We start from the raw sequence: 15,391 nt of genomic DNA on the forward strand, positions 1-15,391 counted from the left end.
GTGGGCGCCGTCGGCTCAGCGGGTCGGCGCGAAGTAGTGGAGCACCGCGTTGAAGCGCTGCTCGGCCTCGTTCCACTCGTTGCCCCGCTCCGGGCTGGACGAGTAGATCGCGTAGCTGGTGCCGTCGTCGTCGATGAACTCGGCCTCGATCGCCCGCCGCCGGCCGCCGCCCTGGGCGGCGTAGCTGAACTCCCAGACGGCCGCCTCGTGGCCGTTGACCGCGACGCTGGTCATCTTGTGCTGCTTGTAGTCCTTCAGGGACTTGGAGACGGAGCTCTCCATCTGCCGCATGTGCTCCAGCGGCTTGACCGACTGCCCGACGGTGACGGCGAACTGCAGGTAGTGCGTCTTGTTGTCGGGGCTGTAGTAGATCTGGTTGTCGGACGCGGCGGTGCGCTGCCAGGCCGGGGTGCCCGAGGGCAGCGGGAAGCGGAAGCCGGCCGGGTCGTCGACCCAGTGGTAGCCGTCGGGCGCCGCGCTCGGGGGGCTGGCGTCGCTGCTGGGCCCCGGTCCGGTCGACTCGACCGGACCGGTCGGCGTCGGGTCGTCGGAGCCGTCGCCCACCACGTGCTGGGTGGCGAGGAAGGTCCCCGCGGCCGCCAGCAGGCCGACGGCCACCGCGATGGCGACGATCTTCGCGGTGCTGCGGCGCTTGGCCGGGCCGCGCGCGGGCGTGACGGAGTGCGGTACCGGCGCGACGGGCGCGGTGTGCGCCTGCCCGGCGGCCACCCCGCCCCCGGAGGTGTCCTGGACGGCGGGGGCCACGACGCCGGAGGCCGCGACGGCAGCGACTGGGGCGGCTGCGGCGGGGTCACCGGCGGACGCCCGCGGCTCGGTCGGCCCCTCGGAGCCCTCGGTGCTCCCGTCCGGGGCCTCCGCGGCCTCCGCCCGGTGCTCTCTGCGGTCCACCACCGGTACCGACTGGGTGGGCAGCCGCACCGGCGCGACGGCCTTGAAGCCCATCGTGTGCCCGGCCTGCACCTCGGCCAGCATCCGGGCCACCTCGTCCGCGGTCGGCCGGTCAGCCGGGTCCTTGGCCATCAGCGCGGCCAGTACCGGCCCCAGCGGCCCGGCGCGGCGCGACTCCGGCAGCGGCTCGTCGACCACCGCGGCCAGCGTGCTGATCGGCGAGTCCCGGCGGAACGGCGACTGGCCCTCGACCGCCGCGTACAGCGTGGCCCCGAGGCCCCACAGGTCGGAGGCCGGGCCGGGCCGCTCGCCCTGGGCGCGCTCCGGCGCCAGGTAGTCCGGCGAGCCGACCAGGTCGCCCGGCCGGGTCAGCTCGGTCGAGCCCTCGTACTTCGCGATGCCGAAGTCCAGCAGCACCACCCGCCCGGTGCCGCGCTCCAGCAGCACGTTGGCCGGCTTCACGTCCCGGTGCAGCACGCCCAGCTGATGGCCGCGGTGCAGGGCGGCGAGCACCTGGCTGCCGACCTCGGCGGCGGCGCGCGGCTGCAGGGTGCCGTCCTGGCTGATCACGTCGGCCAGCGAGCGGCCGTCGACCAGCTCCATCACGATCCACGGCCGGCCGTCCTGCTCCAGCACGTCGTGCACGGTGATCACACCGGGGTGCTTGATCCGCGCGGCCGCGCTGGCCTCGCGCTTCATCCGGGTGTGCAGGATCTGCAGGTCCTCCTCGGGCAGGTGGTTGACGGTCAGCTCCTTGACCGCGACCTCCCGGTCGAGCATCCGGTCCCAGGCCCGCCAGACGGTGCCCATGCCGCCCCGGCCGAGCCGCTCGCCGAGCTCGTACCGCCCGGCCAGCAACCGCTCCGCCTCGGCCGCCTCCGGCCGGTCCTGCACGCCCATCCGCGACCGCTCCCCCACACATTCCGCCTGCCGTCACCGCGACGGATGGCCTGGTGCAGACCACTGTTCGAACAAATCCCACGCACACATTAGGCGTACGGTGCCGCCCTCGGTAATCACGCCCACCTCCCGGACCAGCGGTGCCGGATCCGCCCGGGCCGTCAGCCTGCGAACAGCACCACGGCGACCATTCCCAGCGCCAGCAGGACAAAGACGCCCCCCACCAGCAGCGGACCCAGGAGGGAGGGGGGTATCCGCGGCGGTTTCACCCCGCCACCGGGCCCGTTACCGGCGCCGTCGCCCGCCCCGGCCTTCCCGGAACCCCCGGCGTTTCCACCCCGTCGGCCGACCCGGGCGCCCCGGCGCGGCCGCACCGGCACCAGCGGCGCCTCCGGCTTCAGCGTCACCGCCCGCGCCACCCGCTCCTCGTCCACCGGCTCCGGCGCGCCCGCCAGCAGCTCCACCAACTCGCGCCACACCGCCTCCGCGGTCGGCCGCAGCACCGGGTCGGGCTGCAGCAGCCGCTCGACCAGCGGCCCCAGCGGCCCGCAGACCGCCGAGTGCTCGCGCCGCCCGTCCCGTACGGCCGTCACCAGCTCCGGCACGCCGCCCTCCGGGTACGGCGAGCGGCCGGTGACCAGCCGGTGCACCAGCACCCCTAGCGCCCAGCAGTCGCCCGCCGGGCCGCCGTCCAGCGGCCAGCGCTCCGCCACCGGGCCGACCAGGGTGGCCCGTACGTCGTACCGGCGCCGTCCGCCCGGCCCGCCGAGCTCCTCGGCCAGCGCCTCCTCCGCCACCCCGGCGAGCAGTCCGCCGAGCATCGCCGCACCGTCCTCGCAGAGCAGCACCGACTCGGCGGTCAGGTTGCCGTGCGTGAGCCCGGCCCCGTGCAGCGCCCGCAGCGCGCCGGCCAGGTCCGCCGCCAACTCGGCCGCCCGGTACGGCGGGACCGGCCCGCCGACCAGCAGTTCGGCCGCCGTCAGCCCGGCCGGCCGCTCCTCCGCCGTCCACAACAGCTCGCCCTCGACGAAGGCCCCGACCCCGCGCAGCAGCCGCGGGTGCGCGGCCGGCGCGGCCGAGCCGACCGCCGCCACCCGCCGCACCAGCCGGTCCGCCTGGGCGGGTGCCACGTCCTCCGGGTCCTGACCGGCGGTCAGCAGCGCGGGCAGCTCCAGGGCACGCAGCAACACCGATTCGCCGGTCCGCTCGTCCACCGCCTGGGCGCGGAAAGGTTCGGGACGGTCCGTCAGCCGGTACCGTCCCGCCAGCAACTGCCCGGGGCCGCCTCGCATGCCAGTTCCTCTCGCTCACCGAGCAGCCTACTGAGCGGCTCCTTTACGCTCGGTCCCATGGACTGGACCGATCTGATCGACACCGCCTTCAAGGTGACGGGAAACAACAACCAGGCGAACCGGGCGGAGGCCGTCCGCACGGTCGAGGGGACGGTCATCGACGGCGAGAAGCCGGTCGCCTCCACCGCCGGGCGCCACCCCGACCACTTCCGCAAGGGGATGCTCGTGCTGACCACCCATCGGCTGCTCTTCCTGAAAGACGGGAAGCCGCCGGTACCGGTTCCGCTCACCGCCGTCACCGACGCCACCGTGACCCGCACCAAGCTCAACGGCGAGGTGCTGACGGTCGTCGCGCTGACCGGCTCGCACCGCTTCGAGGACGTGGTCAAGGCCGACGTCTTCGCCGAGCAGGTACGGGAGTCCGCCCGGCTCGCCCGCACCGCCCCGCCGGCCGCGCCCGCCGCCGCCGCCGCACCGACGGACCCTGCCGCGCTCGGCGAGGGCGAGCAACTCGTCGGCCGACTGGAGCGGTTGGCCGCCCTGCACGCCTCCGGGGCGCTCACCGAGGACGAGTTCACCCGGGCCAAGCAGCGCCTGATCGGCTGAACCCGTCCCCGCTGAACCCGTCCCCCGTGGGCCCAGCGCTGGCTACGGCGCGGGCTGGAAACTGCCGAAGACGACGTCCCGGACCGGGGCCTGCGCGGACCACTCCGCGTCCGGGACGATCCAGTAGATCGAGTAGCCGTACTTGGCCGGAGTCCCGGTCACGAAGCCGCGGTTGAGCGAGTGCGTCTTGGGCGTGCCGCTGGTCCACTCCCAGTCCGCGGCGTTGGTCCACTGCCGGTAGGAGATCGCGGACAGGTTCAGCCGCTGGTAGTTGCTGACCTGGCCGCGCAGGCCGGGCTCGGACTCCTGCCAGTCGGCGACGGCGCTGGCGCCCGGCGAGGTCGTCCACTCGATCCGCAGCTGGCTGCCGTCGGCCGCGTTCTTGAAGATCCTCCGGTTGGCGTCCGAGCTGCTCGGCTGCAGCCAGTCCGGCAGCACGACCGAGAAGCCGCTCGGGTCCTTGTACTCGTGGTACCCGGCCGGCACCGCGCCGCCCGGTGCGGGCTGCGCCGGGGTCTGGGCGGGCACCGGGGGCTGCACGGGAGCCGCGGGCGTGGTGGCGCCAGGCGTGGTGGCGGGCTGCGCGGGCACGGGAGCGGCGGGCGTGGTGGCGTCCGTGCCCGGCGTCCCGGGGGCGGTGCCGGCGGGCACCGGCTCCGGCGCGGGCGGTGTGGCGCTCGGCGTGGCGTCCGTGGTCGCCGCCCCCGGCGTGGTGGCGCCCGCGCTGTGGGTGGCCGCGCCCTTCGTGTCGCCGGTGCCGCCACCGAGGGCCTGGACCACCGCGACCACTCCCGCGATCAGCAGCAGCACCACGACCACGGTGGCGATGGCCAGCCGTCGCCGGCCGGTGCGCGGGTTCGCCCCGGCGGCCTGCGTCGCGCCCAAGGTCCACTCGCTGGTCACCGGCCGGATCGGCTCGGGCACCGGCTCCGCCGCCGCCGTGACGGGCTCCGCCACGGCGGCGGCGGGCGGCTCCTCGTCCCGGGCCCGGCTGCCCACCCGGACCGTCCCCAGCAGCCCGCCCACGGTCCGCTTCCGGCCGTCCTCGGGCCTCTTCGGCTCCGGCTCCGACTGCGGCTTCGCCTCCGCCGGCGGCTTCGACTCGGACTCGGCCTTCGACTCCGCCGCGGCGGCCGGCTTCCCCATCGGCACCGCGTGCTCGGTGGTCGACTCGGCCCTCACGGTCGCGTCCGCGACCACCCGCTTGAGCATCGACCGGGTCTGCGAGGCGTCCAGCCGATCGGCCGGGTCCTTCTCCAGCAGCCCCTCGATCACCGGCCGCAGCGCCCCGGCGTTCACCGGCGTGACCAGGTCCTCGGTCATCACCGCGGTCAGCGTGGCCAGTGCCGAGCCGCGGTCGTACGGCGGCCGCCCCTCGACCATCGCGTACAGCGTGCCGCCCAGCGACCACAGGTCGGCCGGCGGCCCGGGCTTCTGCCCGCGGGCCCGCTCCGGGGATATGTACGAGGGCGCGCCGACCAGCATGCCGGTGGAGGTGACCGAGGCGTCGCCCTCCACGCTGGCGATGCCGAAGTCGGTCAGCACGACCCGGCCGTCCTCGCCGATCAGCACGTTGGAGGGCTTCACGTCCCGGTGCAGGATGCCCAGCGCGTGCGCGGCGATCAGCACGCCCAGCACGTCGAGCGCGATCTCGGCGGCCCGGCCGGGCGCGAGCGGCCCGTCCTCGCGGATGACGTCGGCCAGCGAGCGGGACTCGACCAGCTCCATGACGATCCACGGCCGGTCGTCCTCGTCGACCACGTCGAAGACGGTGACCGCGGAGGTGTGCCGGATCCGGGCGGTCGCCTTGGCCTCGCGCAGCGTCCGGACGATCAGCCGGTGCTTCTCCTCCTCCTCGACGCTGGCGTTCATCCGCAGTTCCTTGACCGCGACGGTCCGGCCGAGCATCTCGTCCTCGGCGCGCCAGACAGTGCCCATGCCGCCGCGTCCGAGCACGCCGTTCAGGCGGTAGCGGCCGGCCAGGAGGCGGCCGGTGGAACCCTTCGCCTGGGTCATTCGGAACGTTCCCCCATGTGCTGCTGGCGGTCGTGGTGACGGCGCGTCGGACCGGCCGGGCCCGAACGCCCAAGCCTCCATCATCCCCTGTCCCGGGGGCCCAGGACCACCCGCCCCCCGCTCCAAGCTGGGACGAACCGGAACGGGTGCGGCGCTCCGTGCCCGATCTGTGATCGAAAACTCGCCAAGATCCGTTCGATTCACTGCTACCGTTCGGCAGCTCATCGTCTTTTCCGGGGGGATTCGACGCCCATGACCGCACCCGCACCGGGCACTGACGGCCCCTCGGCCCGGCCGCGCACCGCCCAGCACTACTCGGTCGCACCCCCTCCGACCTCCCCTGACGGCTACGTGGCGCCCGGCATGCCCGGCGCCCCGGTGACGGGTTACGACCCGGTCACCCCCGCGCCCCGGACCACCCCCCGCCGCCGCACCGCCCTGGCCGTCGCCCTCGCCGTCCTCGCCATGCTGCTCGGCGGCCTGGCCTACGGCTGCGCCCCGCTGCGGGCCGCGGACAGCCTCGGCTGGCTGGCCATCGCCCCGGCCGGCCTGGTCGCCCTCCCGCTCGGCCTGCTCGGTGGCCGGAACCGGCTGCTCCCGCCGCTCGGCGCCCTCCTCGCGGCCGGCGCGCTCCTCCTCGGCCAGCTGACCGAACACCTCCGCCGGGTGCACGCCGACGGCCCCGGCCCGCGAGGGCTCCTGTACGACACCCTGACGACCTGGCGTGCCGACCTCCGCCCGCTCGACGCCTCCTTCTACGCCATCGCCCTCGTCGGCGGCTTCCTCCTCACCCGCCGCACCGCCGACCGCGGCTGACCCCCACGGACGACAGCCGCCCCCCGGCCCCCGGACAGCCCGAAGGCCCCCGCCCGACTCCTGGAACCCAGGGAGTCGGCGGGGGCCTTCGTCGGGACGCGACTCAGCGGTCGAGCGCCGGGGTGACCGTCACCTCGACCCGCTGGAACTCCTTGAGCTCCGTGTAGCCGGTGGTGGCCATCGCGCGGCGCAGCGCACCGAACAGGTTCATGGTGCCGTCCGGGGTGTGCGACGGACCGGTGAGGATCTCCTCGGTGGTGCCGACCGTGCCGAGGTCCACCCGCTTGCCGCGCGGCAGCTCCTCGTGGACGGCCTCCATGCCCCAGTGGAAGCCCTTGCCCGGGGCGTCGGTGGCGCGGGCCAGCGCGGCACCGATCATCACGGCGTCGGCGCCGCAGGCGACGGCCTTCGGGATGTCGCCGCTGTAGCCGACGCCGCCGTCCGCGATCACGTGCACGTAGCGGCCGCCGGACTCGTCCATGTAGTCGCGGCGGGCGGCGGCCACGTCGGCGACGGCGGTGGCCATCGGCACCTGGATGCCGAGCACGTTGCGGGTGGTGTGGGCGGCACCACCACCGAAGCCGACCAGCACGCCGGCCGCGCCGGTCCGCATCAGGTGCAGGGCCGCGGTGTACGTGGCGCAGCCGCCGACGATCACCGGGACGTCCAGCTCGTAGATGAACTGCTTGAGGTTGAGCGGCTCGGCGCCGCTGGAGACGTGCTCGGCCGAGACGGTGGTGCCGCGGATGACGAAGACGTCGACGCCGGCGTCCACCACGGCCTTGGAGAACTCGGCGGTGCGCTGCGGCGAGAGCGCGGCGGCGGTGACCACGCCGGAGTCGCGGACCTCCTGGATCCGCTGCTTGATCAGCTCGGCGCGGATGGGCGCGGCGTAGACCTCCTGCAGCCGGCGGGTCGCGGTGGACGCGTCGGTGATCGAGGCGATCTCGTCCAGCAGCGGCTGCGGGTCCTCGTAGCGGGTCCAGAGGCCCTCGAGGTTCAGCACGCCCAGGCCGCCGAGGCGGCCGATGGCGATGGCCTGCTGCGGCGAGACCACACTGTCCATGGGGGCTGCCAGGAACGGCAGCTCGAAGCGGTAGGCGTCGATCTGCCAGGCGATCGAGACCTCCTTCGGGTCCCGGGTACGGCGGCTGGGGACGACGGCGATGTCGTCGAAGGCGTACGCCCGGCGGCCGCGCTTGCCTCGCCCGATCTCGATCTCAGTCACTTCGAGCCCTTCTGCTGTGTTGCTCATGCCCGCCGGGTCACCCCGGCCGCACCCAGTATCCCGTACTACCGGCGGCCCCGCCCCGACGGCCCGTTCCCCGGACGGGCGAGGGCCCGCCGCTGCGGTGCAGCGGCGGGCCCTCGGTGGTTCGTGCCGTACGGACCGGTCAGCGGGTCGAGTAGTTCGGCGCCTCGACGGTCATCTGGATGTCGTGCGGGTGGCTCTCCTTGAGGCCCGCCGAGGTGATCCGGACGAAGCGGCCCTTGCTCTCCATCTCGGCGATGGTGCCGGCGCCGACGTAGCCCATGGTCTGGCGCAGACCGCCGACCAGCTGGTGCAGGACGGCCGACAGCGGGCCGCGGTACTGCACCTGGCCTTCGATGCCCTCGGGGACGAGCTTGTCGTCCGAGGCCACCTCGGCCTGGAAGTAGCGGTCCTTGGAGTAGGAGCGGCCCTGGCCGCGGGACTGCATGGCGCCCAGCGAGCCCATGCCGCGGTAGGACTTGAACTGCTTGCCGTTGATGAACAGCAGCTCGCCCGGGGACTCCTCGCAGCCGGCCAGCAGCGAGCCGAGCATGACGGTGTCGGCACCGGCGGCCAGCGCCTTGCCGATGTCGCCGGAGTACTGCAGGCCACCGTCGCCGATGACCGGCACGCCGGCCGCCCGGCAGGCCAGCGCGGCCTCGTAGATGGCGGTGATCTGCGGGACGCCGATGCCGGCGACCACGCGGGTGGTGCAGATGGAGCCGGGGCCGACGCCGACCTTGACGCCGTCCACGCCGGCGTCGATCAGCGCCTGGGCGCCGTCGCGGGTGGCGACGTTGCCGCCGACCACGTCGACCCCGACGGCCGACTTGATCTTCGCGATCCAGGCCAGCGCGTTGTGGCTGTGGCCGTGCGAGGTGTCCACCACGAGGAAGTCCACGCCGGCCTCGACCAGGGCCTGGGCCCGGTCGAACGCCTCGGCGCTGGCGCCGACGGCGGCGCCGACCAGCAGCCGGCCCTCGGCGTCCTTGGCGGCGTTCGGGTACTGCTCGGCCTTGACGAAGTCCTTGACGGTGATCAGGCCCTTGATCCGGCCCTCGTCGTCGACCAGCGGCAGCTTCTCGATCTTGTGGCGGCGCAGCAGTGCCATCGCGTCGACGCCGGAGATGCCGACCTTGCCGGTGATCAGCGGCATCGGGGTCATGATCTCGCGGACCTGGCGGCTGCGGTCGGACTCGAAGGCCATGTCGCGGTTGGTGACGATGCCGAGCAGCTTGCCCGCCTCGTCGGCGATCGGCACGCCGGAGATGCGGAACTTGGCGCACAGCGCGTCGGCCTCGGCCAGCGTGGTGTCCGGGCCGACCGTGATCGGGTCGGTGACCATGCCGGACTCGGAGCGCTTCACCAGGTCGACCTGGTTGGCCTGGTCCTCGACCGACAGGTTGCGGTGCAGCACGCCGACGCCGCCCTGGCGCGCCATCGCGATGGCCATCCGCGCCTCGGTGACCTTGTCCATCGCCGCGGAGAGCAGCGGGATGTTGACGCGGACGTTCCGGGAGACCCGCGAGGACGTGTCCACCTGGTTCGGCAGCACCTCGGAGGCCCCGGGCAGCAGCAGGACGTCATCGAACGTGAGCCCGAGCATGGCGAACTTCTCGGGTACGCCTGCGGCGTTGTAAGACATTTGGGGGGTACCTTCCGTGGCCGGCCTTATCCGCTCACGCCCTGAGGGTGGGGGCGCATTCATCGCTCACTCGCGCAGACCGCCGAAGCCGGGTGCAATGGGAGGATCCTCCAAGGGGACCCCGCGCGCACCCGTGAAACTTTGGCAACCCGCCCAGGCGCCGATACCCCATGGTACTGGCACCGCGAATGTGTCCTCGTGTGCCCTTGACAACAACCCCGCCCCGTTGCTTGCCCCAACCCCAGCCGACAGCCCCAGCCGACAGCTACCCCCAGTGGCCAGCCGGCGAGAACGGCCGAGGTCAGGAGGACTCCTCCGCGAGCGCCCGCAGCCGGCTGAGCGCGCGGTGCTGGGCCACCCGGACGGCCCCCGGCGACATGCCGAGCACCTCGCCGGTCTCCTCCGCCGACAGCCCGGCGGCCACCCGCAGCAGCACCAGCTCGCGCTGACGGGCCGGAAGGTTGGACAGCAGCTCCTTCGCCCAGGCCGCGTCGCTGCTCAGCAGCGCCTGCTCCTCCGGGCCGAGCGCCTCGTCCGGCACCTCCGGCAGGTCGTCCTGCGGGACGACGGTCGAACCGGGCCCGCGCATCGCGGCCCGCTGCAGATCGGCGATCTTGTGGGCGGCGATGCCGTACACGAAGGCCTCGAACGGCCGCCCCTGGTCCTTGTACCGGGGCAGCGCGCAGAGCACGGCGACGCAGACCTCCTGCGCGACGTCGTCCACGTGGTGCCGGGCCCCGCCGGGCAGCCGGACCAGCCTGGCGCGGCAGTACCGCAGCGCCAGCGGGTGGACATAGGCGAGCAGGGCGTCGATCGCCGGCCCCTCGCCGCGCACGGCGGCCGCGACCAGCTCGCCCACCAGCGGCGAGCTGCCCGTACCGAGCACCGGCGGGCGGCGTAGTCCGACGTCGGCACCGGAACCGCCCGGGCCGTCGGAATCGGCGTACGACGGATCGTGACCCGGGCCGGAGGGCTCGGCCTCCACCGGGTCCGCCTGGCCGGACGCACCGGCGACGTCGTCGCGCATCGGTCCATGGTGCCTGGTCGAGCGGGAAAACGCGGCACCGCGTCCGGAGTTGTGCACCGGAACGTTATGCGCTGCGGCACCGTAGGGCGTGCCGCGCACCACCGGCCCCTCCTGCACCGTGCCGCCTCCCGCCCCGCCGTCGGTGGTTCCGTCCGTCGCGCCGTCCGCCGAGTGTCCTGCGGCTGCGTGGTTCGCCACAGTGCCTGTCCGCTGGTCCCCGAGGTGCTCCACTCCTCCATGGTGCAACCTCGGGACCGTAACGTCACACGCCCGTGCGGCATCCGCCCCGGGGATCACCGGTGGCGCGCCGCACCCGGCGGCGCCGCCGGTGGTCAGCGGACCAGGCCCCAGCGGAAACCCAGCGCCACCGCGTGCGCGCGGTCGGAGGCCCCGAGCTTCTTGAACAGCCGTCGGGCGTGCGTCTTGACGGTGTCCTCGGACAGGAACAGCTCGCGCCCGATCTCGGCGTTGCTGCGGCCGTGGCTCATGCCCTCCAGCACCTGGATCTCACGCGCCGTCAAGGTCGGCGCGGCACCCATGTCGGGGCTGCGCAGCCGGCGCGGGGCGAGCCGCCAGGTCGGGTCGGCGAGGGCCTGGGTGACGGTGGCCCGCAGCTCGGCGCGCGAGGCGTCCTTGTGCAGGTACCCGCGGGCGCCCGCGGCCACCGCGAGCGCGACACCGTCGAGGTCCTCGGCGACGGTGAGCATGATGATCCGCGCGCCCGGGTCGGCGGACAGCAGTCGCCGGACCGTCTCGACCCCGCCGAGGCCGGGCATCCGGACGTCCATCAGAACGAGATCGGAGCGGTCGGCCACCCAGCGGCGGAGGACCTCCTCCCCGTTCGTCGCGGTGGTGACCCGGTCCACACCGGGTACGGTCGCGACCGCGCGGCGAAGCGCCTCGCGGGCGAGCGGGGAATCGTCGCAAACGAGAACGGAAGTCATGACTGTCGTCCTCCGCAGCTGATCCGCGTCACGTTGAGCCTCCTGGCTGGTACGAACCTCTCCGACACGGCCGATCGGCGGCAGACTCCGTGCTGATCGCCCCAACTTGCCCGCGATCGTTCCCGATGTCCGACGCCCGCTAACCGCCTCCGCACTTCCAACGACCGTCACTCGAATGAGTTACGGCCTTCAGGGCCATCTCCACCACTGTACGTGGCCGACTCGTTACCGATCAGCCGCATCGCGGTGCACACGCCGCACTTTTCCGCAGCTCGCGCGCGGTGGGCGTGCGACCCGCACACCGATTCGGTGCGTCGCGCGCCCGTTGGCCACCCAATTGCCACGCCCGCGCCCGCCGAAGGCCCTTGCCCACTTTGCCCGTTTTTATAGCTTTCGTATGGTCATTGACTGTTGTGCCAGTGTGTGGGTGACTTGTCCATGGAGTCGCCTTAAGTCATATTTCCAGGTGTCCACACCAGTGCATCGAAGCCCCGCCGTACCGCTCGGCAGCAGCCCGCCGAGTTCCCGGCCTGCGGCCGACGGCCTCTGAAGGGAATGAGCCATGGCAGATTTCTCCCGCCTCCCCGGTCCCAATGCGGACCTCTGGGACTGGCAGCTCTCCGCAGCCTGCCGTGGCGTGGACAGCTCGCTCTTCTTCCACCCGGAGGGCGAGCGCGGGGCCGCGCGCAGTTCGCGCGAGGCCAGCGCCAAGGAGGTCTGCATGCGCTGCCCGGTGATCGCCGAATGCGCGGCGCACGCCCTGGCGGTCCGCGAACCGTACGGCGTCTGGGGCGGGATGACCGAGGACGAGCGCGAGGAGATGCTGGGACGCTCGCGGCACCGGCTGGTGGAGGTCCCACTGGCCCCGCCGGCGGTCGCGCAGCGCTAGACCCGCCTCCACGACGCGCCGTGAAGAAACGTTTCTTCGCGGCGCCTCAGCCCGCTCACAGTCGGTACGGGACCTACGGGAGTTCCGTCACCCACCGTCAGCGGGCGCCCGCCGCCTCGGCCAGCCGCTCCAGCATCAAGGCCACAGCCGGCACCTCGGCCAGGTCCGGCAGGGTCAGCGCGACCACCCGGCGAACCGCCGGCGCCCCCGAAGCCGTCCGCACCGGCACCGTCGACACGCCGTCAGGGCGCACCGACTGCAGGGCCAGCCGGGGCAGCACCGCCACCCCCAGCCCGGCCGCCACCAGGCCGACCACCGCCGGGTAGTCGTCCGTCGCGAAGTCGATCCGGGGCTCGAATCCGGCCCCCGCGCAGAGCTCCACCAGGTGCCCCCGGCACTGCGGGCAGCCGGCGATCCACTGCTCCCCCGCCAGCTCGGCCAGCTCCACCGGCCCGCCCCGCCCGGCCAGCGGGTGGGCGGCGGGCAGCAGGCCCACCAGCGGGTCGTCCAGCAGCGGGGTGACCACCAGATCGGACCAGTCGGTCCCGGCCGACAGCTGCTGGGCCTCCAGGTTGGCCTCGGCCCGCGCCTCGCGGGGGGTGCTGTGCGCGGACACCGGCAGCGCGGCCGCGCCGTCGGACTGCGGGTAGCGGAAGGCCAGCGCGATCTCGCACTCGCCGCCGCGCAGCATCGCCAGCGACTCCGGCGGCTCCGCCTCGACCAGCGACACGCGCACCCCCGGATGGCCGTCCCGCAGCCGGGCTACGGCGGGCGGCACCAGGGTGGAACTCGCGGTCGGGAAGGAGACCAGTCGCACCCGGCCGGCCCGCAGTCCGGCGATCGCGGCCACCTCCTCCTCGGCGGCGGAGAGCCCCGCCAGGATCCCGGTGGCATGCTTGAGCAGGACCCGCCCGGCCTCGCTGAGCTGCATCCCGCGGCCCGAGCGGACCACCAGCGGGGTGTCCACGGACTTCTCCAGGGCCTTCATCTGCTGACTGATGGCAGGCTGCGTACACCCCAGCTCACGGGCGGCGGCGGAGAAGGAGCCGGTGCGGGCGACGGCACGCAGGACGCGCAGATGGCGGGCCTCGATCATGCCTTAGTTATAAGGCAATCTTTGCGTTCTGCAAAATTCTACTGATGATTGAAGCCTCAAGCCGCGCCGCCCCGAGCGGCGTCACGGGCGAGCGGGCGAGCAAGCGCCCCGAGCGGCGTCACGGGAGAGCGGGCGAGTAACCGCCCCGAGCCGAAGGGGCGCGCCGGTGCCGAAAGGGAGAAGCGAGGGAGCGCCGACCGTCGACACCGGGTCAGAGCGCCCCGGAGGCGAGTGGGCGAGTAACAGCCGGAGGCCCGGCCCGACACCCCTCGCGGGGTGCGGACCGGGCCTCCGGTCAGTGGTTCGGACCTCAGTGCGAGTGGCCGTGACCGTGGGAGTGGCCGTGACCGTTGTCGGCCTCCTCCTCCTTCTTCTCCACCACGAGGGTCTCGGTGGTGAGCAGCAGGGAGGCGATCGAGGCGGCGTTCTCCAGGGCGGAGCGGGTGACCTTGACCGGGTCGATGACGCCGGCCTTCAGCAGGTCGCCGTACTCGCCGGTGGCCGCGTTGTAGCCGTGGCCGGTCTCCAGCTCGGCGACCTTGTGGGTGATGACGTAGCCCTCGAGGCCGGCGTTCTGGGCGATCCAGCGCAGCGGCTCGTGCAGCGCCTTGCGGACGACCGCGACACCGGTCGCCTCGTCACCCGACAGGCCCAGGCCACCGTCCAGCACCTTGGCGGCGTGGACCAGGGAGGCGCCACCGCCGGCGACGATGCCCTCCTCGACCGCGGCACGGGTCGCCGAGATGGCGTCCTCCAGGCGGTGCTTGCGCTCCTTCAGCTCCACCTCGGTGGCGGCGCCGACCTTGATGACGCAGACGCCGCCGGCCAGCTTGGCCAGGCGCTCCTGCAGCTTCTCGCGGTCCCAGTCGGAGTCGGTGGCGGCGATCTCACCCTTGATCTGGGCGACGCGGCCGGCCACGGCCTCGGTGTCACCGGCACCGTCGACGACGGTGGTCTCGTCCTTGGTGATGGTCACGCGGCGGGCGGTGCCCAGCACGTCCAGGCCGACCTGGTCGAGCTTGAGGCCGACCTCCTCGGAGATGACCGTGCCGCCGGTCAGGGTGGCCAGGTCGCCGAGGATCGCCTTGCGGCGGTCGCCGAAGCCCGGGGCCTTGACGGCGACGGCGTTGAAGGTGCCACGGATCTTGTTCACGACCAGGGTCGACAGCGCCTCGCCGTCGACGTCCTCGGCGATGATCAGCAGCGGCTTGGTGGCACCGCCCTGCAGGATCTTCTCCAGCAGCGGCAGCAGCTCCTGGATGGAGGAGATCTTGCCCTGGTTGATCAGGATGTACGGGTCCTCCAGGACCGCCTCCTGCCGCTCCGCGTCGGTGACGAAGTACGGCGACAGGTAGCCCTTGTCGAACTGCATGCCCTCGGTGAAGTCCAGCTCCACGCCGAAGGTGTTCGACTCCTCGACGGTGATGACACCGTCCTTGCCGACCTTGTCGATCGCCTCGGCGATCAGCTCGCCGACCTGGGTGTCCTGCGCGGAGAGGGACGCGACGGCGGCGACGTCGTCCTTGCCCTCGATCTCGCGGGCGATGGAGAGCAGGTGCTCGGAGACGGCGGCGACGGCCTTGTCGATGCCCTTCTTCAGGGCGGCGGGGCCGGCACCGGCGGCGACGTTGCGCAGACCCTCGTTGACCAGGGCCTGGGCCAGCACGGTGGCGGTGGTGGTGCCGTCACCCGCGACGTCGTTGGTCTTGGTGGCGACCTCCTTGACGAGCTGCGCGCCAAGGTTCTCGTACGGGTCGTCCAGCTCGACCTCGCGGGCGATGGTGACACCGTCGTTGGTGATGGTCGGGGCGCCGAACTTCTTGTCGATGACGACGTTGCGGCCCTTGGGGCCGATGGTCACCTTGACGGTGTCGGCCAGCTTGTTGACACCGCGCTCCAGCGAGCGGCGGGCGTCCTCGTCGAACTGCAGGATCTTCGCCATGTTCCCTATTCCCTCGGGGCTGCGGCCGGCCCGGCCGCCGAACTACGTGAACCAACA

The 15,391-nt window shown here is 73.3% G+C and carries 12 protein-coding genes; 3 read left to right on the forward strand and 9 right to left on the reverse strand.

The genetic code is table 11. The annotated features are described in order from the left end of the window. Positions 1–15 precede the first annotated feature (15 nt). Both ACZ52R_RS26355 and ACZ52R_RS26360 read right to left on the reverse strand, forming a co-directional pair. Positions 16–1,809 (reverse strand): serine/threonine-protein kinase, encoded by a 1,794-nt coding sequence (locus ACZ52R_RS26355; RefSeq protein WP_465616221.1) that lies wholly within the window; start codon positions 1,807–1,809, stop codon positions 16–18. A 161-nt stretch (positions 1,810–1,970) separates the two neighbouring features. Continuing rightward, complete coding sequence (locus ACZ52R_RS26360; protein ID WP_465662418.1) at positions 1,971–3,101, reverse strand: protein kinase family protein; 1,131 nt, start codon at positions 3,099–3,101, stop codon at positions 1,971–1,973. 57 nt (positions 3,102–3,158) lie between these two features. Between ACZ52R_RS26360 and ACZ52R_RS26365 the strand changes: the two genes are divergently transcribed. Next, a complete protein-coding gene (locus ACZ52R_RS26365; RefSeq protein WP_465662419.1) occupies positions 3,159–3,707 on the forward strand; it encodes an SHOCT domain-containing protein in 549 nt (182 codons plus the stop codon). A gap of 42 nt (positions 3,708–3,749) precedes the next feature. Here the strand turns inward: ACZ52R_RS26365 and ACZ52R_RS26370 are convergent, their stop codons facing one another. After that, entirely contained in the window at positions 3,750–5,723 is a 1,974-nt protein-coding gene (locus tag ACZ52R_RS26370) for a serine/threonine-protein kinase (RefSeq protein ID WP_465754264.1), read from the reverse strand. A 252-nt stretch (positions 5,724–5,975) separates the two neighbouring features. Here ACZ52R_RS26370 and ACZ52R_RS26375 point away from each other — a divergent pair, with 252 nt between their 5' ends. Then, complete coding sequence (locus tag ACZ52R_RS26375; protein ID WP_465754265.1) at positions 5,976–6,539, forward strand: hypothetical protein; 564 nt, start codon at positions 5,976–5,978, stop codon at positions 6,537–6,539. 103 nt (positions 6,540–6,642) lie between these two features. Here the strand turns inward: ACZ52R_RS26375 and ACZ52R_RS26380 are convergent, their stop codons facing one another. From ACZ52R_RS26380 to ACZ52R_RS26395, 4 genes are all read right to left on the reverse strand, one after another. Next, positions 6,643–7,767 carry a GuaB3 family IMP dehydrogenase-related protein gene (locus tag ACZ52R_RS26380; RefSeq protein ID WP_360495099.1) on the reverse strand — a complete coding sequence of 375 codons (1,125 nt, stop codon included), beginning with the start codon at positions 7,765–7,767 and terminating at the stop codon, positions 6,643–6,645. A 166-nt stretch (positions 7,768–7,933) separates the two neighbouring features. After that, a complete protein-coding gene (gene guaB / locus ACZ52R_RS26385) occupies positions 7,934–9,436 on the reverse strand; it encodes an IMP dehydrogenase (RefSeq protein ID WP_360495096.1) in 1,503 nt (500 codons plus the stop codon). A gap of 301 nt (positions 9,437–9,737) precedes the next feature. Beyond that, a complete protein-coding gene (locus ACZ52R_RS26390) occupies positions 9,738–10,463 on the reverse strand; it encodes a sigma-70 family RNA polymerase sigma factor (RefSeq protein ID WP_465616211.1) in 726 nt (241 codons plus the stop codon). A gap of 332 nt (positions 10,464–10,795) precedes the next feature. Then, positions 10,796–11,407: a response regulator transcription factor gene (locus ACZ52R_RS26395; RefSeq protein ID WP_014136228.1), complete on the reverse strand. Its 612-nt coding sequence runs from the start codon at positions 11,405–11,407 to the stop codon at positions 10,796–10,798. 562 nt (positions 11,408–11,969) lie between these two features. Between ACZ52R_RS26395 and ACZ52R_RS26400 the strand changes: the two genes are divergently transcribed. Next, entirely contained in the window at positions 11,970–12,296 is a 327-nt protein-coding gene (locus ACZ52R_RS26400) for a WhiB family transcriptional regulator (RefSeq protein WP_049654358.1), read from the forward strand. Between the two features lie 97 nt (positions 12,297–12,393). On the opposite strand, the gene ACZ52R_RS26405 is transcribed toward ACZ52R_RS26400, so the two are convergent. Next, positions 12,394–13,392 (reverse strand): LysR family transcriptional regulator, encoded by a 999-nt coding sequence (locus ACZ52R_RS26405; RefSeq protein ID WP_465662423.1) that lies wholly within the window; start codon positions 13,390–13,392, stop codon positions 12,394–12,396. A gap of 310 nt (positions 13,393–13,702) precedes the next feature. Then, the gene (gene groL, locus ACZ52R_RS26410) at positions 13,703–15,334 is read right to left on the reverse strand and encodes a chaperonin GroEL (protein ID WP_360495088.1); all 1,632 of its coding nucleotides are present in this window, start codon (positions 15,332–15,334) and stop codon (positions 13,703–13,705) included. Positions 15,335–15,391 lie beyond the last annotated feature (57 nt).

This window comes from Kitasatospora sp. NPDC034023 (assembly GCF_055575795.1).

Excerpts from the sequence above, each read along its gene's own strand:
- ACZ52R_RS26400 (WP_049654358.1), top strand. The coding sequence starts at position 11,970 with ATGGCAGATTTCTCCCGCCTCCCCGGTCCCAATGCGGACCTCTGGGAC.
- guaB (WP_360495096.1), bottom strand. The coding sequence starts at position 9,436 with ATGTCTTACAACGCCGCAGGCGTACCCGAGAAGTTCGCCATGCTCGGG.
- ACZ52R_RS26355 (WP_465616221.1), bottom strand. The coding sequence starts at position 1,809 with ATGGGCGTGCAGGACCGGCCGGAGGCGGCCGAGGCGGAGCGGTTGCTG.
- ACZ52R_RS26395 (WP_014136228.1), bottom strand. The coding sequence starts at position 11,407 with ATGACTTCCGTTCTCGTTTGCGACGATTCCCCGCTCGCCCGCGAGGCG.
- ACZ52R_RS26390 (WP_465616211.1), bottom strand. The coding sequence starts at position 10,463 with ATGCGCGACGACGTCGCCGGTGCGTCCGGCCAGGCGGACCCGGTGGAG.
- ACZ52R_RS26365 (WP_465662419.1), top strand. The coding sequence starts at position 3,159 with ATGGACTGGACCGATCTGATCGACACCGCCTTCAAGGTGACGGGAAAC.
- groL (WP_360495088.1), bottom strand. The coding sequence starts at position 15,334 with ATGGCGAAGATCCTGCAGTTCGACGAGGACGCCCGCCGCTCGCTGGAG.
- ACZ52R_RS26405 (WP_465662423.1), bottom strand. The coding sequence starts at position 13,392 with ATGATCGAGGCCCGCCATCTGCGCGTCCTGCGTGCCGTCGCCCGCACC.
- ACZ52R_RS26375 (WP_465754265.1), top strand. The coding sequence starts at position 5,976 with ATGACCGCACCCGCACCGGGCACTGACGGCCCCTCGGCCCGGCCGCGC.
- ACZ52R_RS26360 (WP_465662418.1), bottom strand. The coding sequence starts at position 3,101 with ATGCGAGGCGGCCCCGGGCAGTTGCTGGCGGGACGGTACCGGCTGACG.
- ACZ52R_RS26370 (WP_465754264.1), bottom strand. The coding sequence starts at position 5,723 with ATGACCCAGGCGAAGGGTTCCACCGGCCGCCTCCTGGCCGGCCGCTAC.